The organism is Terribacillus halophilus, assembly GCF_900101385.1.
Lineage (GTDB): Bacteria > Bacillota > Bacilli > Bacillales > Amphibacillaceae > Terribacillus > Terribacillus halophilus.
Map to the genome: position 1 here is coordinate 101,128 of NZ_FMZB01000005.1, position 25,197 is coordinate 126,324.

The 25,197-nt window shown below is 44.2% G+C and carries 25 protein-coding genes and 1 riboswitch; of the genes, 21 read left to right on the forward strand and 4 right to left on the reverse strand.

Annotated elements, in window-relative coordinates; all coding sequences use genetic code 11:
• The first annotated feature begins 39 nt into the window (after positions 1 to 39).
• Together BLQ53_RS10185 and BLQ53_RS18745 are read left to right on the forward strand one after the other, a co-directional pair.
• Complete coding sequence (locus BLQ53_RS10185) at positions 40 to 1,371, forward strand: MFS transporter (RefSeq protein WP_093727206.1); 1,332 nt, start codon at positions 40 to 42, stop codon at positions 1,369 to 1,371.
• A 34-nt stretch (positions 1,372 to 1,405) separates the two neighbouring features.
• A complete protein-coding gene (locus BLQ53_RS18745) occupies positions 1,406 to 1,549 on the forward strand; it encodes a GapA-binding peptide SR1P (RefSeq protein ID WP_139180869.1) in 144 nt (47 codons plus the stop codon).
• A 30-nt stretch (positions 1,550 to 1,579) separates the two neighbouring features.
• Here the strand turns inward: BLQ53_RS18745 and BLQ53_RS10190 are convergent, their stop codons facing one another.
• Positions 1,580 to 2,275, reverse strand: a complete 696-nt coding sequence (locus BLQ53_RS10190; protein ID WP_170829653.1) for a FadR/GntR family transcriptional regulator — start codon at positions 2,273 to 2,275, stop codon at positions 1,580 to 1,582.
• A 374-nt stretch (positions 2,276 to 2,649) separates the two neighbouring features.
• Between BLQ53_RS10190 and BLQ53_RS19205 the strand changes: the two genes are divergently transcribed.
• From BLQ53_RS19205 to BLQ53_RS19440, 5 genes are all read left to right on the forward strand, one after another.
• A complete protein-coding gene (locus tag BLQ53_RS19205) occupies positions 2,650 to 2,736 on the forward strand; it encodes a putative holin-like toxin (protein ID WP_280137069.1) in 87 nt (28 codons plus the stop codon).
• Between the two features lie 464 nt (positions 2,737 to 3,200).
• On the forward strand, positions 3,201 to 3,779 hold the full coding sequence (locus BLQ53_RS10195; RefSeq protein ID WP_093727208.1) for a TetR/AcrR family transcriptional regulator: 579 nt from the start codon (positions 3,201 to 3,203) through the stop codon (positions 3,777 to 3,779).
• A complete protein-coding gene (locus BLQ53_RS10200; protein WP_093727209.1) occupies positions 3,776 to 4,177 on the forward strand; it encodes a YvaD family protein in 402 nt (133 codons plus the stop codon). The genes BLQ53_RS10195 and BLQ53_RS10200 overlap by 4 nt, the downstream gene beginning before the upstream one ends.
• 107 nt (positions 4,178 to 4,284) lie before the next feature.
• Positions 4,285 to 4,388, forward strand: a riboswitch (SAM riboswitch).
• Between the two features lie 158 nt (positions 4,389 to 4,546).
• Entirely contained in the window at positions 4,547 to 5,734 is a 1,188-nt protein-coding gene (locus BLQ53_RS10205) for an acyl-CoA dehydrogenase family protein (RefSeq protein ID WP_093727210.1), read from the forward strand.
• Between the two features lie 304 nt (positions 5,735 to 6,038).
• A complete protein-coding gene (locus tag BLQ53_RS19440) occupies positions 6,039 to 6,125 on the forward strand; it encodes a putative holin-like toxin (RefSeq protein ID WP_425288300.1) in 87 nt (28 codons plus the stop codon).
• 200 nt (positions 6,126 to 6,325) lie between these two features.
• On the opposite strand, the gene BLQ53_RS10210 is transcribed toward BLQ53_RS19440, so the two are convergent.
• Both BLQ53_RS10210 and BLQ53_RS10215 read right to left on the reverse strand, forming a co-directional pair.
• The gene (locus tag BLQ53_RS10210; protein ID WP_093727211.1) at positions 6,326 to 8,029 is read right to left on the reverse strand and encodes a tetratricopeptide repeat protein; all 1,704 of its coding nucleotides are present in this window, start codon (positions 8,027 to 8,029) and stop codon (positions 6,326 to 6,328) included.
• Between the two features lie 12 nt (positions 8,030 to 8,041).
• Positions 8,042 to 8,980 (reverse strand): ATP-binding protein, encoded by a 939-nt coding sequence (locus tag BLQ53_RS10215; protein WP_093727212.1) that lies wholly within the window; start codon positions 8,978 to 8,980, stop codon positions 8,042 to 8,044.
• A gap of 831 nt (positions 8,981 to 9,811) precedes the next feature.
• Between BLQ53_RS10215 and BLQ53_RS10225 the strand changes: the two genes are divergently transcribed.
• The 14 genes from BLQ53_RS10225 (at position 9,812) to BLQ53_RS10295 (ending at position 24,150) form a co-directional block, all read left to right on the forward strand.
• Positions 9,812 to 10,528, forward strand: coding sequence for an AAA family ATPase (locus BLQ53_RS10225; RefSeq protein ID WP_093727214.1), 717 nt, complete (start codon positions 9,812 to 9,814; stop codon positions 10,526 to 10,528).
• Between the two features lie 140 nt (positions 10,529 to 10,668).
• Positions 10,669 to 11,136: a GNAT family N-acetyltransferase gene (locus BLQ53_RS10230; protein WP_170829654.1), complete on the forward strand. Its 468-nt coding sequence runs from the start codon at positions 10,669 to 10,671 to the stop codon at positions 11,134 to 11,136.
• Between the two features lie 11 nt (positions 11,137 to 11,147).
• Positions 11,148 to 11,576 (forward strand): GNAT family N-acetyltransferase, encoded by a 429-nt coding sequence (locus BLQ53_RS10235; protein ID WP_093727216.1) that lies wholly within the window; start codon positions 11,148 to 11,150, stop codon positions 11,574 to 11,576.
• A 24-nt stretch (positions 11,577 to 11,600) separates the two neighbouring features.
• On the forward strand, positions 11,601 to 12,188 hold the full coding sequence (locus BLQ53_RS10240; protein WP_093727217.1) for a type 1 glutamine amidotransferase family protein: 588 nt from the start codon (positions 11,601 to 11,603) through the stop codon (positions 12,186 to 12,188).
• 88 nt (positions 12,189 to 12,276) lie between these two features.
• Positions 12,277 to 14,148 (forward strand): BglG family transcription antiterminator, encoded by a 1,872-nt coding sequence (locus tag BLQ53_RS10245; RefSeq protein WP_093727218.1) that lies wholly within the window; start codon positions 12,277 to 12,279, stop codon positions 14,146 to 14,148.
• Positions 14,149 to 14,236: 88 nt separating this feature from the next.
• The gene (locus tag BLQ53_RS10250; RefSeq protein WP_093727219.1) at positions 14,237 to 15,574 is read left to right on the forward strand and encodes a PTS sugar transporter subunit IIC; all 1,338 of its coding nucleotides are present in this window, start codon (positions 14,237 to 14,239) and stop codon (positions 15,572 to 15,574) included.
• Between the two features lie 59 nt (positions 15,575 to 15,633).
• A complete protein-coding gene (locus BLQ53_RS10255; RefSeq protein WP_093727220.1) occupies positions 15,634 to 17,067 on the forward strand; it encodes a glycoside hydrolase family 1 protein in 1,434 nt (477 codons plus the stop codon).
• Positions 17,068 to 17,081: 14 nt separating this feature from the next.
• Positions 17,082 to 17,408, forward strand: a complete 327-nt coding sequence (locus BLQ53_RS10260; protein ID WP_093727221.1) for a PTS sugar transporter subunit IIB — start codon at positions 17,082 to 17,084, stop codon at positions 17,406 to 17,408.
• A 12-nt stretch (positions 17,409 to 17,420) separates the two neighbouring features.
• The gene (locus tag BLQ53_RS10265; protein WP_244499322.1) at positions 17,421 to 17,753 is read left to right on the forward strand and encodes a PTS sugar transporter subunit IIA; all 333 of its coding nucleotides are present in this window, start codon (positions 17,421 to 17,423) and stop codon (positions 17,751 to 17,753) included.
• 160 nt (positions 17,754 to 17,913) lie between these two features.
• Complete coding sequence (locus BLQ53_RS10270) at positions 17,914 to 19,329, forward strand: amidohydrolase (protein ID WP_244499323.1); 1,416 nt, start codon at positions 17,914 to 17,916, stop codon at positions 19,327 to 19,329.
• Positions 19,330 to 19,482: 153 nt separating this feature from the next.
• Positions 19,483 to 20,181, forward strand: a complete 699-nt coding sequence (araD, locus tag BLQ53_RS10275) for an L-ribulose-5-phosphate 4-epimerase (RefSeq protein ID WP_093727223.1) — start codon at positions 19,483 to 19,485, stop codon at positions 20,179 to 20,181.
• A 12-nt stretch (positions 20,182 to 20,193) separates the two neighbouring features.
• The gene (locus BLQ53_RS10280; protein ID WP_093727224.1) at positions 20,194 to 21,885 is read left to right on the forward strand and encodes a ribulokinase; all 1,692 of its coding nucleotides are present in this window, start codon (positions 20,194 to 20,196) and stop codon (positions 21,883 to 21,885) included.
• Positions 21,886 to 21,900: 15 nt separating this feature from the next.
• Positions 21,901 to 23,373, forward strand: a complete 1,473-nt coding sequence (araA, locus tag BLQ53_RS10285) for an L-arabinose isomerase (protein WP_093727225.1) — start codon at positions 21,901 to 21,903, stop codon at positions 23,371 to 23,373.
• Between the two features lie 390 nt (positions 23,374 to 23,763).
• Positions 23,764 to 24,150, forward strand: coding sequence for a LysR substrate-binding domain-containing protein (locus tag BLQ53_RS10295; RefSeq protein WP_093727227.1), 387 nt, complete (start codon positions 23,764 to 23,766; stop codon positions 24,148 to 24,150).
• A gap of 162 nt (positions 24,151 to 24,312) precedes the next feature.
• Here BLQ53_RS10295 and BLQ53_RS10300 read toward each other — a convergent pair whose 3' ends face one another.
• Positions 24,313 to 25,002, reverse strand: coding sequence for a YjjG family noncanonical pyrimidine nucleotidase (locus BLQ53_RS10300; protein WP_093727383.1), 690 nt, complete (start codon positions 25,000 to 25,002; stop codon positions 24,313 to 24,315).
• Positions 25,003 to 25,197 lie beyond the last annotated feature (195 nt).

Sequence of the window (25,197 nt, forward strand, 5' to 3'; positions counted from 1 at the left end):
TAGCCCCGTCCTGCATCAGAAATGATTGGAGGAATAATCTTGGAGCAGCACATGCTGGAGAAATCGACTACCCGGAAAGTGACATTACGTCTGATACCGTTTCTGTTTCTCTGTTTCTTCATCTCGATCCTGGATCGTGTGAATATAAGTTTTGCCGCTTTACAAATGAATGAAGATCTTGGCTTCTCGAATGCTATATTTGGTCTCGGAGCGGGTATATTCTTCTTAGGTTACTTCTTATTGGAGGTGCCTGGAAGTGCAATCATGACCAGAATCGGGGCACGGCGCTGGATCAGCCGAATCATGGTTTCGTGGGCAATCATTGCTATCCTAATGGCATTCGTAACCGAACCATGGCAGTTCTATACGGCGCGGTTCCTATTAGGGGTAGCAGAAGCAAGCTTCTATCCATGTATGGTCTATTATTTGAGTGGATTCTTCCAATCGAAGCACCATGCCAAGGCCATTGCGGCCTTCATGCTGGCCATACCAGGAGCCAATGCGGTCGGGGCACCGTTATCCACGTTCCTGATGCAGATTGAATGGTTAAACCTCGCTGGTTGGCAGTGGTTGTTTATTTTGGAAGCGGTTCCAGCACTGATCCTTGGTATCATCTGTTTCTTCTATTTGGATGATCGTCTGGAGGATGTGAAATGGCTGAAGGAGGAAGAGAAGAACTGGCTTTTGGAAGTGACCCAAAAAGAAAAGGAGGCAAAGCAGCAAGTAAAACATTACACGTTTGCCCAGGCACTTAAGGATCGGGACGTCCTGATTCTGTCAGCAGGATATTTCTGCTGGATGTTTGGCTATTATGGCATCAATATGTTCCTGCCAACCGTGACAGAGTCGATGTCCGAGTCATTGTCCATCACCACACAGGGGCTCGGCTGGCTGCTTGGATTGATGTATGCCATTGCGATGGTAGCGATGATCCTGGTAGGAAACCATTCGGATAAAAAGAATGAAAGACGCTGGCATGTGGCAGCTTGCTTGACGACTAGTGCCGTAGCGATGATTGCAAGCAGTTATGTAGCGGAAACGAATATTGTCTTGTCCTTTGTGTTGCTGACCATCGCACTGTGCGGGGCTTTCGGAGCCTACTCCCCGTTTTGGGCGATTCCGCCATCCTTCCTGACAGAATCTGCAGCCGCAGGAGCGATTGCTTTGATCAATAGCATCGGGAACCTTGGCGGATTCTTTGGACCATATGCGGTCGGGTATATCCGGGATGCGACCGGTTCTTTCACAATGAGTATGATTTTCCTTGGTGTAAGCATGATTCTAAGCTCGCTAATCATAATATTCCTAGTGAAGCAATCCGGTAAAGCAGTGTCCCGGATTGCTGAAAAGAAACTCGGTAAATCAAGTTAGTGCATGACAATTAAATCAATCGGAGGCGAAGAAAATGGAAGAGAAATTTAATTCGAAGCAAACGATTATTTGTCAGGATTGCGAAGATGTGATTGATGTGACAGTCAGCCCGGAAGGCGGCCGTGTCCTATACGGGGTCTGCCTGGAATGCCGAGATGAGAGCATAGCAGCGGAATAATGGGAAAGGAGTCAGCAAATGCTGGCTCCTTTATACTTTCCAATAACGTTCGTACAGATTATCCATGTGAAGCTTCATCAAGGACTCTGCTTTTTCCGCGTCACGATCTTCAATCGCTTCGATTAAATTTTTATGCTCATGGAAATTCACTCCGCGGAAGTCAGGCCTCGTTACCGTCCGATCCCTGATGAAGGTCCACATCTGCTGCTGTTTCATGGCATTGCTGATTGCAGCCATGAATTGGATGAACAAGTCGTTATGGGAAGCTTTCGCGATACCGTTATGCAGTTTTTCATCCGTTTCCGGTACGTATACCCCTTCATTCGTTTCCATCTCCATTTGCTGGATTGTCTCATTCAGCTCTGCCAAATCTTCCTTCGTCGCACGCATGGCAGCAAAGCGCACGATGAGCGGTTCAATGTTCATCCTGGCTTCTACAATATCCTCTGGAGAGACACTTTTAAGGAAGGCAGGAGACAGAACTTCATCGGCAGGCAAGGATTTAATGTAGACGCCCTCCCCTTGTCTGGAGTATGTGAATCCGTTCATTTCCAATGCACTTAATGCTTGGCGAACCGGCGCACGGCTAACGCCGAATTGTTCACATAGTTCGCGTTCCGAGGGAAGCTTATCACCTATTTTAAAAGCACCGGATTTCATTTGCTCGACGATTTGTTCGTAAATTTGTATGTATAGCCGTTTATTTGTTACTGGATTAAAGTTCATGATGATCACCTCAGTATAGGAGTTCCTTTTTAAATTATACTGGTTTGTCTTGGTTACAGCAAAAAGCTGAAAGGATCTGAGGAAAGTTACTTATAATTGAACTGAATCAGGAAGCAGCAAGCTCTGATCGTTTATTTTGGCTGTTTTCTATATCAGATTGTGGCGATGAGAGGCGATTCCATTATAGGTGATTGGGGAATAATGTTCTGGATGATACTTTGACAGGTACTATAGTAGCGTTGACTTTGGTAAAATATGGACTTTTGTTATATATGGGCTTATGTGAACCTCTGATATAATGGTAGGACAATAGCATAGGTGACTCAAGGGTGGTTTGCGCATTACTCTTTCCTTTATGGAGGGTGGTGTAGCGGATGACGGTGGCAGAGGCGTTGACGTTGATGATCGGTTTTGGAACGTTGATTGTTGCGATCTTGTCGGAAAAGAACCAGAAAAAGTAACCACCCTTGAGTCGGCAGCTCGAGAAGGGTGGTTCAGGTTACCTCTTTTTCGCGCAGATCCCCTAGGGAATCGTGCTATTTCTGGACAGACCGATTGGTGTTGGCAGCACCGGGCGGTCTTTTTCTGTGCACAAATATTATAGTAGCGCAATTGGAAGGGATTGTCATGTGACTATTGGAGCAAAAGCTGGTCACTAATCCATTTCCATAATCTTTCTTTGTTAAACAGGATTCCAATGTTCTGCTGTTATTTCTTTAGGCAGTTGACTCATTTAAAGGGATCTATTTGTAATGCTAGCCCAAATTTTGCTCGCCATCAGGCCTATTTCAATGAAGAACCAGCTAGTAATACGAATGGATGGTTCGACCATGCGGAAATTAAACTAATTAATGCAGGAAAGTAATTGAAATCATGATAAACAACTGGTACTGTGAAAGTATTAACGGTACCGAAAGGAGAAATTATGCGGGAAAGAATCTTGGAAGCAACTATTCAATTATTAAAGACAAGAGGTCTGTCATTTACAGTTTCAGAGTTGACCCAAAGTTTAGGCACGAGTAAACGAACCATCTATCAATATTACGACTCAAAAGCTGGCTTAATCGAAGAGATTGTCAACCAGTTGATGCAGCAAATAAAACAAATGGAAAAAGCAATCATAATGGACAATACATTACAAGTAGGCGAAAAACTGCGCCAGCTGCTGGTCTTGCTGCCAACAAGCTATGGTCTTCTGGACATGCGCTTGTTACATGATTTAAAACGAAATTATTATGAACAGTGGCTAATACTGGATAAATTCATAAAAGAGGAATGGGGAGCTGTCAGTGATATAATTGATGAAGGTGTGAAGGAAGGGAAGCTCCGCCCGGTTCAAACAGAGATCCTGATTGATGTATACATAGGTGCTATAAATGGGATATATGCGAAGAATGAAATACAGACGGGCCAGATGAGTATTCAGGAGAATTTGAATGAAATAGTGGATATCCTCCTTTTTGGTGTCTTATCCGAAGCAGGCAAAAAGGATATCGAACAATGAAGTATATGAGGCCGTTCTTCCTTGTAACCGATATTGGATTCATCGTTTATTGGATTGTGACGTATTTACATGTCATACCGAAAAGCTGGGCATTTAAGGATTACGATGACCCAATGACGATTGCCTGGAACTGGTCGTTCCTGCCACTTGATATCCTCATTTCTATTACTGGACTGTACAGCTTATATTTGTATAGGAAAAATGCAGGACAATGGAGAATGGTGGCACTCATATCATTGGTGCTTACCTTTTGTTCTGGGCTACAAGCTATTGCATACTGGTCTTTTATCAGAGACTTTGACCCTGCATGGTGGATTATGAATCTGTATTTATTGATTTATCCACTAATTTTTATTTATATGTTGGTGAAAGAATCGGGAAAAGAGGTATCAGCATGACGACATAGGATTTTGCGAGACATAACTCGTTTATCTAAATATAAAAATATTCAAAAAGTATTGACTTTATTTTTTACATAATTTATATTTCAACTAACAATTAAATTAACTTATCAAGAGAGGTGGAGGGACTGGCCCAATGATACCTCGGCAGCAGACTTTTATAAAGCACTGTGCCAAATCCAGCAAGCGTATGCTTGGAAGATAAGGGGAGTATGATAAATGACCGGTTTCTAAACCTCTTCTTATTTAAGGAGAGGTTTTTTTATGTAGCTAAGTTCTTATCATATCGCGTTACCTCTTGGGACTGTCAAAAAGCGTTAGATTTTCGAATGGACCTTTTGAATAAAAATGGAGAGGAAGATTAAAATGGGAACAATTACTGCAAATGAATCAACAAAGTATTTGAAAATTGCATCTATACTTGCTCAAGAATTCGCAAAGGACGCAGCAGAACGTGACAAGGCTGGCGGTACAGCTAAGAAACAACGAGATGCTTTAAGAGAAAGTGGACTATTGAACCTTCTTATTCCTAAAGAATATGGCGGTGAAGGGCAGCCTTGGTCACTTGTTCTTAGAATTGTTCGGGAATTGGCAAAAGCTGATGCAGCTCTTGGTCATCTATATGGTTACCATGCCTTTCAAACTGTTTTGCCGCATATCGCTGGTACAACGAAACAAAAGGAGTATTTTTATACGCAATCAGCAAAAAACAACTGGTTCTGGGGAAACTCGTCCAATCCAATCGAACCTAGTTTGATTGGAAAAAGTCATGGTGACGGTTTTATTGTAAATGGACATAATACGTTTAGCACAGGTGCTAAGGATTCAGATTGTTTGGCTATCACATGGTATGACAATCCAGAAAAAACAACTTTCTATCTTGGTATTATCCCGACTTCCAGGGATGGAATCACCATTAATGATGATTGGGATGGAATGGGGCAAAGGCAAACGGACAGCGGATCGGTTACGTTTGAAAATGTTGTGGTGGAAGCGGATGAAGTGATTGATTTTACGGAATCCAAAGGAACCCCTTTAGCTACTTTTGATGCTATCTTATCGCAAATTGTTTTGGCGAACGTTTTTGTTGGTTCTGCTGAGGGAGCATTGGAAGAAGCGAGGAGATACACGATTGAAAAATCACGGCCTTGGTATCTTACAGACTATGAAAAAGCAATTGATGATCCATTTGTGCAGCGTAGTTACGGGGACTTTTGGATTGATATTCAGGCAGCCGTTCAGTTAGTGGAAAAAGCCGGTAGAAAGGTAGATGAGGCTTGGGGGCAAGATCGTTCACTTACAGAGGAGGAACGAGGGGAAACCGCTCTTTTAACGGGAGCGGCAAATGCCTTTGGCACCAAGGTTGCCTTGAATGTAACGAGCAATATCTTTCAGGTGATGGGTGCCCGTTCAGCTACGAGGAAAAATAACTTTGACCGATTTTGGAGAAATGTCCGCACCCATTCCCTTCATAATCCGATCGAATATAAACGGAAAAATATTGGCCATTGGGTGTTGACTGGGGAGTATCCGAATCCTACTGTATATTCATAAAAGTACCAGGTGGAGGATATCACCGATGTCCGATTCGCTGCCGGAAGCTTGTCCAAGTACAGGACTCACTCGGGGTGCGGCAGCCTTATGTCGGTTCGGTGCACTACGGCAATAGTCCGAATACGTTTGATTCATCTTGGTTGCATATCAGTCAGGTACTATAGTAACACTCATTATGGTAAAAAATGGACTTTTGTTATATATGGGCTTTTTTCGACCTCTGATATAATGATAGGACAATAGCATAGGTGACTCAAGGGTGGTTGGCGCATTACTCTTTCCTTTATGGAGGGTGGTGTAGCGGATGACGGTGGCAGAGGCGTTGAAGCTGATGATCGGATTTGGAACGTTGATTGTTGCGATCTTGTCGGAAAACAACCGGAAAAAATAACCACCCTTGAGTCGGCAGCTCGAGAAGGGTGGTTAGGTTATCTCTTTTTCGCGCAAATCCCCTAGGGAATCATGCTATTTCTGGACAGACCGATTGGTGTTGGCAGCACCGGGCGGTCTTTTTCTGTGCACAAGTATTATAGTAGCTCAGATGGAAGGTATTGTCATGTGACAATGGGAGGAGTTCTGGTGGAATTTCAATCATTCGTCCATCTTTATGAGCAAGTGGTTGTACTTCGTTTGATCCTCCGTTGTTTCATTCCAGCTTTCTGCGTATATTTTTAAAACTTTTCCGCCAGTGATTTCCAGGATGGCTTTCATATTTTCCGCTTCATTCGTCAGCAGGACATAGGAAATTGGAAGTCCTTGATAAGGCTGTATCTCTTTTGTTATAGTTGCGCCTTTCAAAGCATCCACAAGGGGATCTGCTCCATTCTCTTGGAGTCGGGCAGCCAGATCTTCCCCGATGACTCCGCCAGCGTCGGTTCCATTCACCAATTCCAAGAATTGTTCTGCTGTATCCATACTACCCTGAGTAGTTGTTTCCAATCGTTCTGCTTGTTGTTCTTCCTTCATTTCAGCATGATGCTCCGTTATGGATGCTTGTAGTTCGTGATCAACTGGTACAGCATTCATCTTGGTTTCCCACATGGGATAAAATTTAACGATGATATAAGCAGCCATTATGGCCCCGATCAAAAGGGAAGCAGGCAGGCGGCGATATTCCTTGATCTCTTTATAAGGTACTGGCTGAGTTGATGCGGGTACATGTGCGGCATGTTCTTTTTCTTGTGCACGACGGTTTTTGACTGCCGTAATATCTGCTTCCTGCCACATGCTTTGCAATTGCTTTTCCAACTCTTCCTCGGATAAAGTTTTTGCTTTCTGCTGGCTAGCCCTCGGTTGGATCGTTGCTTGCAGTTCGCTGATTGCTTCCTGTTGATTCTGGACTGCCTTATCCATCATTCGGTTCTCTTCTGTAGCGGTAATCCCACTCTTCAAAACTTCTGACTTAGCAAGCTTGCGACCAATAAACAATGAAATAGTCCATACGCCAATAATCCCAAGAGCATAGGGCCCAAACAAAAGAAACAAAATGATGCTCTCCAGAAGCATGACGAAATAACGATAGTATTTGAGTTGTATTTTCTTTCCGAACAATGTCTGCAGCCAGCCAGCCGGAACAATGAACAGGATGTCTGCAATATGGAACATTGTTCGTGTGAATGGATTCCTTGTCTGAATAATATTAAAATAAGACTCTCGAACCTCCGGCTGTGCCGGAGCAAGCCGAATAGCATGTTCAATCAGCTGGAGTGCTTTTTTATATTTTTTGCGGCTGTAGGCAATATCAGCAAAAAACTTCAGGTTAAGCCAGTCTTCAGGATCCGCTTGCAAGGAGAGCCGTTCATATTTCTCTGCTTCTTTTTCTCGGTTCAGGTTATTAAGCAGGATGCTCAACTCAGCTGAAAAATCTGCTTCTTGCGGGGCTAGGCGAATTGCTTCTTTATAAGAAGTGATGGCCTCTTCTGTGTCAATGTGTATAAATATTGATGCACGCTCGTAGTGCAGGAAAGGATTATCAGGATAAAGCTGCAAAGATGAGTCGATAACTTCCTTTAAACGTTCTGTAACAAGGTTTGCAATACGATGATATGAAATATACGTATCAATTACTTCGAGATTGGTAGGAGCCAAGCTGAATGCATGATTCCAGCACTCGATTGCTTTTTCATTTTGTGAGCTATATAAATAATAGATACCTAAGATGAAATGACCCCGGGGAGAAGCTGGGTCCTCCTGAAGAACTTGTTCTGCATACTCTTTAACAGTGTGGGCCCCATATTTATTATTATCATTATAAAACTTGATGGCCTCTTCTTTACTGGGTACTAATTGTGACATGGACATCCTGCCTTAATTCACATCGTGCTTGTAGATATAATCAAGCACATCTTTATATTCTTGATTGGCGTCACTGAATTTCGCATAGCTTTTGGCGGTGTGGAACCATTCCAACGTTGTCGGCTTTCGTCTTTCGAGTGCGTACAGTAAATCTTCATTTGTCATCGGCTGAACGGTCCCAGTTTCATAGGATCTTGTAATCGCGGAATCAATGGCATCCTTGACGAGATATTCCAGATCTGCTCCCGAAAAATGTTCGGTATATTTCGCTGCCAGCTCAAGCTGAAGATCCTCTGTTGGTTTCCCTTTCGTCTTCAATTTCAGAATCGCTTCTCTTTCTTCCTGTGCTGGAGGTGGAAGAAAGACAAGGGAATCGAAACGGCCAGGGCGACGCAACGCGGGATCCAGATACCAAGGCGTGTTGGTTGCTCCGATGATATAAACTCCTTCATTTTTGGATGCCGATCCATCCATCTCCACTAATAGCTGGTTCACCAGTGTCCGGGTATGGTGAGAGATGTGCTGGCGATTTCCGCCAAGTGCGTCCAGTTCATCGATGAATAGTACACAAGGTGCCTGTCTTCTTGCATCCTCAAACAGCTCGTGCAGGTTTTGTTCGGATTCGCCTAACCACTTGGAAAGGATTGCTTGGATATCAAGATGGAAAAAGCGGGCATTGATCTCGCCAGCCACCGTTCTTGCCAAAAAAGTTTTCCCACAGCCTGGAGGTCCATAGAATAGAAGGCTTCCGCCAATTTTCTTCCCAAATGCTTCAAATATTTCAGGTGACTGAATTGGCACGATAAAGTCTGTTCTGATTTTCTTCTTTACATCCTCCAAGCCGCCAACGTCATCAAAAGTTTCCAAACGCTTCTCTATTTCCACCATCTTATTTTTTTCGTTATCATACATGATGGTTTTTGTTCTGCCAGGTTTCATCTCGTGTTCCATACGGGTCCTCCTCTGTAATGCTAGACATATTTTATCGGAATGTGGGTGTTTTTTCCATGCTCAGCTCGGTAGCAAAAGAGAATTGATACTTCAGTCACGGGAAAGTCCTGGCGTGCCTGTGAATATTGAAATAGATAATAAACAACAGATAGTTTAAAAGTATTATTTATTTAAGAGAAGGATGAATTACTTGCAGATGAATAAAAAAGCAAAAATTCAATCGCATGTTAAGAAATGCAATCTCCATCAGCAGTCATCTATGTGTTAATGGATAGGCTATGGATGTTACAGTTACGTATAAATTGATATAAGAAGATATAGCTGACAATCAAAGAATCAAAGAAAAAGTGCTGTATTTAGTCAGCCCCGTAATGCCTTAAGCTATCCAGAACGAAGAGTGAGGCAGGAAGATTAATAAGAAAGTGGAATATTAAACGAAGAGCCTCGAATCCTTTTTGTAAAAAAGGATTCGAGGCTCTGGAAAGGTGATGACCGATGTCTGTGTTTACCTATGTAGGTCTTGTAGTAGGGATAGGGTTCATATTGAAATTGGGAGTTCTTCGGAAAAGAAATCGTCAGTTGAAAGACAGAGAGCGATTATCCTACCACAGCATCCAGATAAAAATCGCTTGGATGACAGGCAGCAGCTTATTTCTTTTTGTAGTACTGGCAAAGGTTTTGGGATGGATTCGATTAAATGATATTCTGCATGTGCTCCTTGCTTATTTGTTTTTATTTATCGGAGAGTTGATCTATCATTACGTTTATTTTTACAGGATGAAAAAAGCAATACAACCTGACTTTTAGAGTTGGACGAAGGAGCTGAAGTATTTGTTTTTAAAAAGAGTGAAGCTGCTGCGGGACAGCAGCTATCATCAAGATACATATCCTTACTCTATCCCGGCAATCCAGCAACTCGACGAACTGGAATTGGCAAAGCCAGTAACTTTCTTTGTTGGTGAAAATGGGAGTGGGAAGTCAACATTGATGGAAGCAATCGCCGATATATGCGGATTCCATACAGCTGGGGGAGGACGAAATAATACATATGAAGTAGAGGCATCCGAAGCAGCGCTTGCAGATAATATCCGATTATCTTGGCTGCCGAAAGTGACGAATGGCTTTTTTCTGCGTGCTGAATCATTCTATCATTTTGCTTCCCATATTGATGAAATTGGATCGTACCATGCCTATGGTGGTAAATCGTTGCATCACCAATCCCATGGTGAAGCTTTTCTTTCTTTGTTTCAGAACCGTTTTGGCAAGCGTGCCATCTATCTGCTTGATGAGCCGGAGGCAGCATTGTCTCCACAGCGGCAGCTGACGTTTCTGCGCATTCTCCGCGATTTGGAAAAAACCAAGCAAGTGCAATTCATCATCGCGACGCACTCGCCGATCCTCCTGGGATATCCAGGAGCGGACATTCTGCATTTCAGTGAGGAAGGAATACAATCGGTAGGTTACGAAGAGACGGAGCATTATCAGATTACGAAAGGATTCCTGCATAATCGAGAAGGGTATTTGAAGCATTTGTTTACGGAAGAATAGCTTTATTTTTGATAGCTTATCTTTTTCAATAGACCTTTCTTCAACAAGGAAGGTCATTTTTGTGTTTAAGATCGTGTTCTTTTCTGTAACTAATTCCTGTAAAATGAAAAGAAAAATATGGAATATAGGGGATGAGCTATATGACAGTCATGTTCAAAGAAATGAATACGGAAGAAGTGCAGCATTATATTGAATTTGAAATTCTTAACTATGCAGAAAATGTATCTGCTAATCTAGGTATCCCGAAAGCAGCAGCCCTTAAGGATGCGGAGATCCAGCTTAACAATTCATTGTCAGAAGAGAACAGAAAAAAAGATCAATTCATTGGGCATATATTTTGTGAAGATAAGAAAGAGAATGTCGGCATTATCTGGTATAACATCCAGGCAGAACGAGACAGGGCGTTTATCTACCATATTTATATACATGAAGCATTCCGAAAAATGGGCTATGCCAGTGCAGCACTGACACATTTAGAAAAAGTGGCAAAGCGTAAAGGCATCGGCAATCTCGCATTGAATGTATTTGTGGCTAACACAGCTGCACAGCACTTATATAAACGACTGGGATATGAGACAGCATCGATGGTGAAGACGAAGAAACTGTAAGGAGGCACATTATGCAAATCCGTATTTGTAAGGAAGAGGACCTGCAATCATGCAGTGATACCTTTGCTAAGGTTTTTAATGAAGCACCGTGGAATGAAGCTTGGACAGCAAAATCCGCATTATCTTACTTGCTGGATTTCTACCAAACACCAGGGTTTACAGGTATTGTTGCAGTAGAAGCTGAAGAGGTCATCGGCTTTATCTTTGGAACGAAAAGGAAATGGTGGTCAGGAGAAGAATTCTTTATCAATGAGATGTGTGTACGATCCGATCAACAGAATAAGGGCATCGGGAAGGCTCTGATGGACTATTTGCTGAAAACAGCAGATACAAAGACGATAACATTGTTGACGGACCGAGGATTACCAGCCGAAACATTTTATAAACGAAACGGATTCCAGGAAATAGAAAGAATCATGTTTCTTAGTCGGGAAGTCTAAAAAAACAAAAAAGCAGGTGCCATGATGAAAAAAACAGTCCTTATGTTACTGATCGACGAGTACGCAGATTGGGAAGCAAGCTATATAGCTGCAGAACTGCAAGCACCACATTCAGACTATCAGGTGAAGACCGTCACGCTGGATGGACAACCAGTTTCATCTATCGGCGGATTTAGAGTTCACCCAGATTATAGTTTGGCAGATACAGAGACGATCGACTTTCACATGCTCATCCTGCCTGGCGGCAACACATGGAGACAGCCTGAAACCGTGCCGGTAAAAGAGCTGGTAGCACATTGTGCTGCAAGTAATATACCGGTTGCTGCTATTTGCGATGCTACAGTCTTCCTTGGAAGATATGGTTTCTTGGAAGGAGTGAAGCATACAAGCAACAGCTTGGAATACCTACAAGCAGGTGCTCTTGATTACAAGGGCGAGCAATACTATATCAAGTCGCAATCTGTAAGGGAGGAAAATCTGGTTACAGCTAATGGGACCGCACCTTTAGAATTCGCCAAGGACATATTGAATTTACTTAGAGTTAGGGAAGAAGAGAAAATTGATCAGTGGTATCGATTCTTTAAAGAAGGTTCTGTTGCTTTTTCAAAGTAAACGTTTATTTAAGTAGATTAACATAAAAAGGGACCTTCTTTTATAGGGCATCTGTATGAGATCATCTTTTAGGAAGGGGTGATACAAATTGCTGTCAAAGAGACAGATTGGCATTCTTAAATTGTTAGAACTTGGCGACAGATATACGGGTGAACAGATCGCTGGCATGCTAGGCGTAACAGCAAGAACGGTAAGGACCGATATGCGTGTATTATCTAATACATTGCCAACATTTGGAGCGTTCATCGATTCTAAAAGAGGGAAGGGGTATAGATTGATTCTGCAAGATTCGGAAGCATATAACCACATGAAAATGCAGACGCAGGAGATGGAGGATCAATCGGACCGTGTCACCAAATTAGCCCTTCTGTTGTTACAAAGAAAGACCTATCTCAAATTAGAGGATGCTGCAGAAACACTGTATGTCAGCGAATCTACCATTAAGAATGATTTGAAAGTGTTAAAAAAGGATTTGGAACGAAGGGGCCTTACTGTTATCACGAAGCCAAGATACGGGATACGTGTCATTGGTTCTGAACGACAGCTACGAAACGTGTATCGTACATTTCTTGAAGCAGATACGACGATACCAGGGCTTAAGGGGCAATTGTATCAGCAGCTCCGGCATTTGGTTGTTTCTGTACTCCAAGAAGAAGATACGCTGGTAACGGAGATAGGCGTTGATAATCTAGTTATTCATATCTGGATAGCGAGTGAACGGATGGACGCAGGTTTAGTGGCGGATATATCAAAATCAGACAAAGAGCATCTTTCCAGGTTGAAGGAATATCAAGTTGCACAGAAGCTGGCCAAAAGCGTTGGGAATGTACTGGGAGTAGAACTGCCAACAGACGAAGTCGTATACATGACGATGCATTTACTGGGAGCTAAATCAGTCTCTTACGAAGACAAAGGAATGAAGGATTTTACGAAGGTAGTGAATTCCCGCATCATTGAAATTTCAGCATCATTGCTTCGGGTGGCAGATGAACATATGCAGCTCTCACTTGCTAATGATAATGAACTTCTCAGTGGTATTGCTCTGCACCTAAAACCAGCATTAAACCGTTTTAAATACGGACTGACGATACGGAATCCGATGCTCTCTGAGATTAAACAAGCATATCCGAAAGCTTTCGATGCCAGCGTATTGATGGGGAAAAAACTTCAGGAGCTGACGGATGTGTCAATTAATGAGGATGAACTTGGCTACTTGGCTTTGCATGTCGGAGCTGCGATGGAGAGACAGGAAAGTCAGCGGGTGAAAAAACGAGCTTTGGTCGTATGTGCAACAGGAATCGCCAGTTCGCAGCTGCTGTATTATAAGCTGCAAGCCCGATTTAGCGGCAGGATGGAAATTGCAGGCACGTGCAGCGCTGCGGATTTACAAAGACGGTCACTTGAAGATATTGATCTCATTATCACTACGGTACCGCTGCCGGAGACACTGTCTAAACCAATTATCAATGTTCATACGCTGCTTCGGGATTCTGATGTAGGTCATATTGAACGGATCATTGCAGATAGATTGCAAACCTTGTCTGCCTATATCCCGGCAGATCATATCTTTTTGCAGCTATCCTATACAAAGCGTGATGATGTATTACAATTTTTGGTTGCGCAAATGGAAAAACGCTTTATTGTTCCATCTAATCTGCTGGCGCTTATAAAGGAAAGAGAAGAGATGGCCCCTACATTTCAGGAAAACTTCGTTGCAGTCCCGCATCCTATTTACCCGGTAATGGATGAACCGGTTGTGCTCTGCTGCACGTTACAGCGGCCAATTGATTGGGGAGGCCATGAGGTACAAATCATATTCCTTTTTTGTGTGCCAAAACAATATAACGAGGGTTTGCAACAGCTTTACGAGAGCATGGTGGTTTTTATCGAGGATAGGCAGAAAGTGAAACAGCTCATACAAGCACAGGATTTAGCAGCATGCCTCCCCCTGTTAAGCTGATAGTTTTCCTATGAAAGAGGAAAAACAATGTATGTAAATGTAAGCGCTTTTATAATAGACTCTGGTATAAGCGAAGGGGGAGAGTCAGATGGGCAAGAAAATGGATAAATTCACAGGTGCCTTAGAAGGCGTAGCTTATACCATATCCAATCAGAAACATATAAAAGCAATCAAGCAATCATTCGTGACCCTGATGCCGGTAATCATTGTCGGAGCGTTTGCTGTTCTAGTCGAGAATATGATCCTGGACCCAGAAACTGGTTTAGCTGCATTCCGTATGTTTTCATTCTTAGCTGAATTACAAGGGATCATGAGCGCGATAAATTATGCGACGCTAAACTTCATTACCATTGCAGCAGTGGTTTTGATCGGGATAGAGCTTGGCAGAATCAATGGTCTCAAATCATTATTCCCTGGTTTAATGGCCTTGATGTCGTATATCTCCGTCATACCAACAACGGTATTTTTGGAGGTCGATGGTTCTTTTCAGGAAGTGGTTAATGTATTAGCTAGGGAGTTCTCAGATCCAAAAAGTCTGTTCCTAGGCATGTTCATCGCTCTCATATCTGTAGAGCTGTTCACCTGGTTTTCCAAGATGGATAAACTCACCATAAAAATGCCTGACAGCGTTCCATCCAATGTAACGACATCATTTGCTTCATTATTTCCATCGATTATTACAGTGACGATCATAGCCAGCTTTGGCTTTGCATTTCATCGTTTAACAGGAATCTATTTGCATGAAGCAGTGTATAACTTAATTCAGCGTCCTTTGGAGTCGGCTATCCAAGGATTGCCAGGAATCTTATTACTAATGTTCGTTGCTCAATTCTTCTGGGTGATAGGAATCCATGGCAACCAGATGATCAAGCCAATCCGGGAGCCGCTTTTACTAGGATCTATTACTGTCAATATGAACGCTTATGCTGCTGGTGAGGAGATCCCGAATATCATTACGATGCCTTTTTGGGATGTTTACATGAACATCGGAGGCTCCGGTGTCACGATTGGACTTCTTGCTGCGATATTCATTGCAGGAAAAAAACAAGAGATGCGCAGCATTGCAAAATTGTCGGCAGGACCGGGTATCTTCAATATTAATGAGCCCGTCATTTTCGGCGTACCGGTCATGCTGAACCCGATTCTGGCAATTCCATTCATTATTACCCCGCTTATCACGGGAACAATTGGGTATATCGCAACGGTTATTGGATTTGCGGATAAAGCTGTTGTCATGGTTCCGTGGACCACACCGCCAATCATCAATGCATGGTTATCTACAGGCGGTAGCTGGGGGGCAGTTGTCACCCAATTGATTTGTATTGGGGCATCTATTTTGATTTATCTGCCTTTCATTTTCATTGCGAACCGCACACGCAGACTAGACGAAGGTTCCAATGATGAAAGCAGCACGAAGATAGTGTAGTGAATTATTCCGATTTCACTCATCAGACAGCTTACAGTATGGAAAGGGAGAGGTAATATATGACACAGCAGATTCGTATACCAGACCGCTTCATACTGGGTGCAGCAGCATCAGCCTGGCAGACAGAAGGCTGGAGCGGAAAGAAAGAAGGCCAGGATAGCTACTTGGATGTATGGTACAAACAAAATCGGCATGTATGGCATAACGGCTATGGTCCTGCTGTGGCGACAGATTTCTATCATCGTTATCAGGAAGATATCGGGTACATGAAGGATATCGGCCTGACGCATTATCGCACTTCTATCAATTGGTCTCGTTTTCTTATCGATTATGAGGAAGGTATCGTTGATGAGACATATGCGGCTTATATGGAAAGCATGATTGATGAACTTCTAAGCCAAGGAATCAAACCGATGATTTGCTTGGAGCATTATGAAGTGCCCGCTTACTTGCTGGAGAAATATGATGGATGGAGCTCCCGTGATGTGGTGAATTTGTTTGTACTATACGCACAGCGCGCACTGGAACGCTTTGGAGAGAAGGTGGATTTGTGGTTCACCTTCAACGAACCAATCGTCCCCCAAACACGGATTTACTTGGATGCCATCCGTTACCCGTATGAACAAAATACCAAGAAGTGGATGCAATGGAATTACCACAAATCCTTAGCTACAGCAAAGGTTGTTGCATTATTCCGTTCTTTGCCGATTAATAAACGAGATAACAGTAGAATCGGTATCATTTTGAATCCAGAAGTAACCTATCCGAGAAGTTCTGCACCACATGATAAACAAGCAGCAGAAATATATGATCTCTTTTATAATCGTGTATTCTTGGATCCTAGTATAAGAGGGACGTATCCAGAAGAATTAGTTCGCCTGCTGAAAAAACATAACATCATGTTTGAGGCAGCAGATGCAGATTTAGCTGTGATAAAGGAGCATACGGTGGATATAGTCGGATTGAATTTGTACTATCCGCATCGTGTGAAGGCACCAGCCTATCAATGGCATACGGACACTCCGTTTCACCCTGCTTTTTACTATGATAAATTCGATCTGCCTGGTCGCAAAATGAATCCTTATCGAGGGTGGGAAATCTATCCGTCAATCATTTACGATATGGGGATGCGGATGAAAGAGGAGTATGGGAATATGCCATGGTTTGTAGCTGAAAGCGGTATGGGTGTAGAGAATGAGCAGCGCTTCCGAGGAGGCGACGGCAGAATAGAGGATGACTATCGGATTGCTTTCATCAGAGAGCATTTGGCAGAGACGCTTCGTGTAACCCAAGAGGGATCAAATTGCCTGGGGTATATGCTCTGGGCATTTACAGACAATGTATCGCCGATGAATGCGTTCAAAAACCGATATGGGTTAGTTGAAATTGATTTGGAGAAAGACCGGAACCGCCGGCTAAAGAAATCAGCATACTGGTATCAGCAAGTCATTCAGTCGAAGTTGCTGAACATAACGGAAGAGGAATACAAATAAGGGGAGGAAACAGCATGAAGCGAATTCTATTAGCCTGCTCAGCAGGCATGTCAACATCAATGGTTGTATCCAAGATGAAAAAAGCAGCTGAGACTTTAGGAGAAGAATATTACATCTATGCTATTCCAGAAGGAGCAATAGAGGAAGAATTGCAAGCCCATCATGATGAAGTAGTCGTCATTATGTTAGGCCCTCAGGTACGATTTGCAAGACGAGCAACAGAAAAGCGAGCAGCGCCATATGGAATTCCAGTTGATGTGATGGATGTAAGGTTATATGGCACTGCGGATGGAGAGAAGTTATTGCAAAAAGCACTGCAGCTAGCAAAACAGCGACAATAGGGAGGTGCTCTGGTGAAAGAGACATTAGAAGAAATGCAGCGGGCAGCCTTTCAGATCATCGCGTATGCAGGGGAAGCGCGCAGTCATTACGTGGAGGCCATGCGATTGGCAAGAGGAAGAGATTTTGAGGGTGCAAAATCTGCAATGGCATCAGGAGATAAAGCATACAACCAAATTCATAAAGTGCATGTTTCCTTTGTTCAGAGAGAAGCAACAGGAGAAATGCTGCCGTTTTCGCTGCTTCTTGCACATGCAGAGGATCAGATGCTATCGAGTGAAACGATTAAGATAATGGCGGGGGAGTTTTTGGCATTGTGTACAGAACTGCTTCCGACTTCAAAATAGGCTGACGGGATTAAGATGAGGAGATAAGTTGCTAAGTTAATACAGGCTCAAGCATTTGCTTGAGTCTATTTGCATACTATAAGAATTAGCTAACTGAGTTTTCAGAATTATAATGCTATAATAGAAGTGAATGAATTCTACTATCAGGAGGAATTCCAATTTGCTAACGAGTCAAAATGTCTATGAGCGTATATCGGAGATCCTGAAAGGCAAAAGAAACGAGCTGACTGCTGTCAGCGATCGAATATGGGATTTTGCAGAGACGAGATATGAAGAAGTCCAATCTGCTGAAATACTAGCGGCGACTTTGGAAGAAGAAGGCTTTGATGTGCAGCGCAATGCCGGTGAAATGGAAACTGCATTTGTTGCTAGCTTCGGCAGCGGGAAGCCGGTTATAGCATTTCTAGGCGAGTTCGATGCATTATCTGGTTTGAGCCAGCAGGCAGACAGCGCAACAAAGGTTCCGATAGTAGAAGGTGGCAACGGACATGGATGTGGACATAACCTGCTCGGAACTGGTGCAATGGCAGCAGCGATGGCAGTGAAGCAGCTTATGGAAGAAAACAAACTGGAAGGAACAGTGCGTTATTATGGATGCCCCGCTGAAGAAGGCGGAGGCGGTAAGGCCTTCATGGCTCGAGCTGGACTCTTCAGCGATGTGGATGTTGCACTGACCTGGCATCCTTGGGATGAAAATCAGGTCTATCATGCAAGAATGCTTGCGACTTGCCAAGTGTATTTCCGTTTTACCGGTACAAGCAGTCATGCGGCATTCAGTCCGCATCTGGGCAGAAGTGCATTGGATGCTGTCGAATTGATGAACATCGGATCTAATTTCCTGCGGGAGCATATCATCCCGGAAGGTCAGCTGCATTATGCGATAACCGACGCTGGCGGAATGAGCCCCAATGTCGTTCAGCCAAATGCAGAGGTTCTTTATAAGATACGTGCTCCGAAAATAAGTGAGGTCGCAGCAATCCTGGAGCGGGTTAAAGATGTTGCCAGGGGAGCGGCCTTGATGACAGGAACCGAAATGGAGATCCAATTCGATGCGTCATCAGCGGACTTGATTCCAAATGCCACGTTAGGCAAGCTGATGCATAAGCATATGGAAGCGACCGAAGCACCTAGCTATACAGAAGAAGAATATGCATTTGCCCAAGAGGTGCAGCAAACATTCAGTGCAGAAGAAAAAGCAGCGATACAGAAAAATGAGGATAAGATACTGTCGCGAGGCATTTTGGATTTTCCATCAGAACCAGGTTTCTTCAGAGGATCCACGGATGTAGGCGATGTCAGCTGGCTTGTCCCTACTGGGCAAATTTATGTCACCACCTGCGCATTTGCGACACCATTCCATAGCTGGCAGCTTGTTACCCAAGGTAAGTCATCCATTGCCCATAAAGGCATGCTGTTCACAGGAAAAGTACTGGCCGCATCCGCTCTGGAATTGTTGCAAAAGCCCGATCTGCTAGAAGGAATAAAAGCAGAACATCTGGCCAATCTGGATGGAGAAACGTATCAATCGTTGATTCCGACCAATACGAAACCCGCACCGATTAAAAGAAAAAAATAAAGACAAGCAGACATTTCCTCGGAAGTGTCTGCTTTTTTGTGCCAGTTAATCAACTTGTACGTTTATGTTTGAAAAAAGAGATTGATTGTACGTACAAATTGATGTAAAATCACAATAAGTAATCAAATATACGTACAAGAAGAGGTGAGCCTGATGCTGGAAGAATTAAAAGAACAGGTGCTGCAAGCGAATTTGGATCTCCCTAAACATAAGCTGGTTACTTTTACGTGGGGAAATGTAAGCGGTATCAACAGGGATGCCGGCTTGGTGGTGATCAAACCTAGCGGAGTGGTGTATGAGAAGCTGACGGTAAAGGACATGGTGGTTGTCAACTTGGAGGGCGAAGTGGTCGAAGGAGATTTGAAGCCATCATCAGACACAGCGACGCATTTGGTGCTGTATAAGCATTTTGAAGATATTGGCGGGATTGTCCATACGCATTCTACATGGGCGACATCTTTTGCGCAATCCGGCAAAGGAGTAGCTGCGTTGGGAACAACTCATGCGGACTACTTTTATGGAACGATTCCCTGCACCCGGCCTATGACCGGACAAGAGATCCAGAAGGACTATGAGCTTGAGACCGGCAACGTGATTGTGGAGACTTTCCGGACAAAGGGGATTGATCCGAATCAAGTGCCTAGTGTCCTCGTGCATAAGCATGCACCTTTCAATTGGGGCAAGACACCAGCCGAAGCGGTACATAACGCTGTTGTGCTGGAAGAAGTAGCAAAGATGGCACATCTCTCATACCAGCTGGATCAGCATGTAGAGGATATGGACCAGCAGCTGCTGGATAAGCATTATTTGCGAAAACACGGGGCTGACGCATACTACGGCCAGACGACTTAGGAGGAGGATTCCATGGGGAAGGATAAATTTACGATTGGAATTGATTATGGGACACAGTCTGGCAGAGCGGTGCTCGTCCGGCTGCAAGATGGAATGGAAATGGCGGAGCATGTGACCGAATACCAACATGGTGTCATGGATGTGAAACTGCCACATCTGGATAAAGCTTTAGGCTATGAATGGGCGCTGCAGCATCCGATGGATTATCTGGATGTTTTGCGGCAGTCTGTTCCCGCAGTCATGCAGACTGCCGGGGTGGATCCGACAGATGTAATCGGACTCGGTATCGACTTCACTGCTTGTACGATTTTGCCAGTGGATGAAAATCTGGAACCATTATGCTTTGATCCGGCATTCCGTGATAATCCGCACAGCTGGGTGAAGCTTTGGAAACATCATGCTGCACAGGAAGAAGCAAACAAACTGAATGAACTTGCCGGGGAACGGGGAGAGGCTTTCCTTGCTCGCTATGGCGGAAAAATTTCCTCAGAGTGGATGATTCCGAAAATATGGCAGATCGTTGATGAAGCTCCGGAGATCTATAAAGCGGCCGATCAGTTTATCGAGGCTACCGACTGGGTCATTTCCCAGCTGACAGGAGAGCTGAAAAGAAATAGCTGTACGGCAGGATATAAAGCGATTTGGCATAAGCGGGATGGCTATCCGTCCGCTGACTTCTTCGGTAGTTTGCACCCTGCGATGCGGGATCTGGCAGATACAAAATTGCGTGGAGATGTTTATCCACTCGGGACGAAGGCTGGTGAACTGCAGGCTGAATTTGCAGCTGCCATGAATCTGTCTCCAGGTATGGCAATTGCAGTCGGAAATGTCGACGCCCATGCAGCCGTACCGGCGATGGGGGTAGTGACACCTGGAAAAATGGTGATGGCAATGGGGACGTCCATCTGTCATATGCTGCTTGGGACAGAAGAGCGGACAGTCGAGGGAATGTGCGGAGTGGTCGAGGATGGCATTATCGAAGGCTACTATGGCTATGAAGCAGGTCAGTCTGCTGTTGGTGATATTTTTGGCTGGTTCGTGGAGGAGCAGGTCCCTGCTTATGTTCATCGTCAGGCAGAAGCTGCCGGGAAAAATGTCCATCAGTGGCTGGAGGAACGTGCTCATGCTTATCGTCCGGGAGAGACTGGGTTATTGGCGCTTGATTGGATGAACGGCAATCGTTCGGTACTGGTTGATACGGAATTGAGCGGAATGGTGCTTGGGCTGACGCTGGCGACCAAGCCGGAGGAAGTGTATCGTGCCTTGCTGGAAGCAACAGCATTTGGCACTCGTAAAATTGTCGACGCTTTCCATCAAAACGGAGTTGCGGTTGAGGAGCTTTATGCATGTGGTGGTCTGCCGCAGAAGAATAAACTGCTCATGCAGATTTTTGCAGATGTAACGAACCGGCCAATCTATATTGCGGATTCGATACAAACACCAGCTGTCGGTGCTGCGATGTTCGGTGCCGTGGCTGCTGGTGCAGAGGTCGGGGGATATGACAGCATCCTGGATGCTGCGGAAAATATGGCTCGGGTAAAGGAAGAAGTCATTCAGCCGATACCGGAGAATGTCGAGATCTACGAATTGCTTTATCAGGAGTACAACAAACTGCACGACTATTTCGGCCGGGGAGATAACGACGTAATGAAACGGCTGAAAGCAATCCGCTCGCAATCTGAAAGGAAATTGACACTACAGTAATAAGGGGGAGCTAGCATGCTGCAAGTAAAGCCATATGTGTTTTGGTTCGTGACAGGAAGTCAGCACTTATACGGGGAAGAAACGCTTAATCAAGTCCAAGGAAATTCAGAGGATCTCATTAACAAGCTGAATGCGCAAGGTACACTGCCGTTTCCGATCACTTTCAAGGAAGTGCTTACCAATGCAGCCGATATCCATCGGGTTAGTTTGGAGGCGAATGCCGACCCGGAATGTGCCGGTTTGATCACTTGGATGCACACATTCTCGCCTGCAAAAATGTGGATAGGCGGACTGAAGGCATTGCAGAAACCGCTTTTGCATTTGCATACGCAGTACAATCGGGATGTGCCATGGGATTCCATTGATATGGATTTCATGAACCTCAACCAATCTGCCCATGGCGATCGGGAATATGGTTTTATGGGAACGAGACTAAATAAAGCCAGGAAAGTGATTGTCGGGTATTGGGGCAACAGGCAAGTGCAAAAGCGTATTGCGGACTGGATGACGACTGCTGTTGGTTTCAATGAAAGCCAGCAGATCAAGGTAGCGCGTTTTGGGGATAATATGCGAACTGTAGCGGTTACAGATGGTGACAAGGTAGAAGCCCAAATAAAGTTCGGCTGGACTGTCGATTATTACGGCATTGGAGATCTGGTCGCCGAGATGAAGGAAGTTTCCGACGCAGATGTAGAGGACACCGTAACAGCATACAAAGAAGTATACGACCTGCCAACAGATGAGGATCAGCTTGCTTCCATCCAGGAACAAGCCCGAATCGAAGTAGCATTGAAACGTTTCTTGGATCGTGGCGGCTATCAGGCATTCAGCACGAACTTCGAGGACTTGCATGGCATGAAACAGTTGCCGGGTCTTGCTGTCCAGCACTTGATGGCGCAGGGCTATGGTTTTGCCGGAGAAGGGGACTGGCGAACTGCGGCACTTGTACGTTTGCTGAAAGCAATGGCGAACAATGAGAAGACGTCCTTCATGGAGGATTACACATATCATTTGGAAGAAGGCAACGAATTGATATTGGGATCCCACATGCTGGAGGTTTGCCCGACTGTGGCGGCCAACCGCCCGTCCATCCAGGTGCATCCGCTTGGTATCGGCGGTAAGGAGGATCCGGCGCGAATTGTATTCGATGGCATTGCTGGTGAGGCAATCAATGTTTCCATCATCGAGCTTGGCGGCCGCTTCCGCATGGTCGTCAATAAAGTAGATGCAGTGGAAGCGGAAAAAGACACACCGAATTTACCGGTCGCCAAAGTGCTATGGAAGCCGCAGCCATCCTTGAGTGAAGCGACAGAAGCCTGGATCTATGCCGGCGGGGCTCACCATACCGCCCTTACATTTGCGCTCACAGCAGAGCAGCTCGAAGACTTTGCTGAAATGATCGGGATTGAATGCGTGACAATCGATAATGATACAAACTTGAAGCAATTCCGGAAAGAACTGCAGTGGAACCAAGTAGTGTGGAAGTAAAAATTGGCTATTTGCTCATTTTACTCGCTGTAAATTGGGAACACTCCATCGAAGAACAATCATAATCCTCAATGAACATATTGAAGGCTTGCCGTACCCACTGTAAGGGTAAAGCAAGCCTTTTAGGTTATTGCAGATTATGCATGTTTCCTGTTTAGCAAAAGGAATAGAGCGTAGTTTAAAATGCCACCTAGGACACCAACGGATAGAATACCCCATATTGTAATGCCTCTATACATTTGGTTTCCATTATGTACAATAACCGCCAAAGGAATCTCGAATATGCGTAAATCAAGTGCCATATCCACATCGAGCAAGTCAAACATAACTGGTAAAGCAGTGATCACTCCCACAATATAGAGCGTGAAGCAGCTTCTCTTTGAGGAGGATATGGTGGTTGCCTCGAGCAAACCTATCAGCATCGATGCTTTACCGGAGCTGCCAATGATCAGCTATAAGACGGATACTAAACTGAAGAATATGATAGATAAATGGTGGTATGAGCATTTCACTGCAGCCCCTCAGGTCATAATGGAAGTCGATCGTGCAGACACTTGTCTGGACATGATTTCAAATAACTTAGGTTTCTCGATTCTTCCAGGTTTAGTGGTGCGAAATCATAGTGAAGTTTATAAGCTTCCGATACAAGATAAAGAGGGCAATAAAATCACCAGGAACTCGTGGATGTTTTCCAAATTGGAGAGACATGAACAATTCTTTGCTTTACGTCAATTCACTGATTATGTAGAAAGCTATATGCAAGATAAAAAAGTTTGAAGATGCGCTTTTTGGCGCATCTTTTTTGTGAATCAGTTTAAATTACAATGCTTACCTATATTATCGAAAGAAGGTTCAAAAAAGGGTGCAAGAACATGTCCCATTTGAACCACACTATTTTCGGTTCACTTTCGATTATATAGTAACTAAAAGGATGTACATCTAGTATTTCAATATATCCAGCAATTCTTCCAACTTAGTGATTTCATAATCCGGTGTAAGCGGCAGATGGTTCGGAAGTCTGCTAGGGTTGAACCAGCATGTGTCCATACCTGCCATATTTCCGCCTTGGATATCGGCTACCAAGGAATCCCCGATGATCAACGAACGACCCGGTTCGATTCCGGGAACGCGTTCAAACACGTAATCAAAGAACCCAGACATTGGTTTTTGGAAGCCGGTATCTTCTGAAACGAATACGGATTGGAAGTAAGGAAACAATCCAGTAGCTTTCAGCCGTCGAAATTGTGTCTCTGAAACGCCGTTTGTCACAATATACAATGGATAGTGGTTGGACAGTTTATCCAATACCTCAGCCGCACCAGCTATCATATGTCTTCCCTGTGCCAAAAGTTCCCGATAGGCAGTGTCCAGATCAGCTCCTTCCACTTGGCGGCCATACAGCGCAGAAAACTCTGTAAATCTGGAACGGACGACAGTATCGCGGTCGATTTCCCCTTTTTCAAAAGAATGCCACAGCCGCTGATTGATGGTGCGGTAAGCAGTCATGGCAGCTTCATCTATTGGCAAGCCGTGCTGCTGGAACAAAAGCGGAAGAGCTTCTTGTTCAGTTTTGGTAAAGTCCAGGATGGTGTTGTCTACGTCGAAAAATAAAGCATCGTATTTTTTTATCATGTTGTCTTCCTCCAGGTGTATTTTGCCGGTTCATTTCTAGGTTGTGCGAACAGGGTTGTATGTACGGACTAATGGTTTCCGTTCTGATCGTACCATATCTGTAACAGCAAAAAAATGCATGAGTGGATTTGTACGGCTGGCTAATATAATATCGAGCAAGATAGTGCGTCACTCCCATAACTTGTGATATGC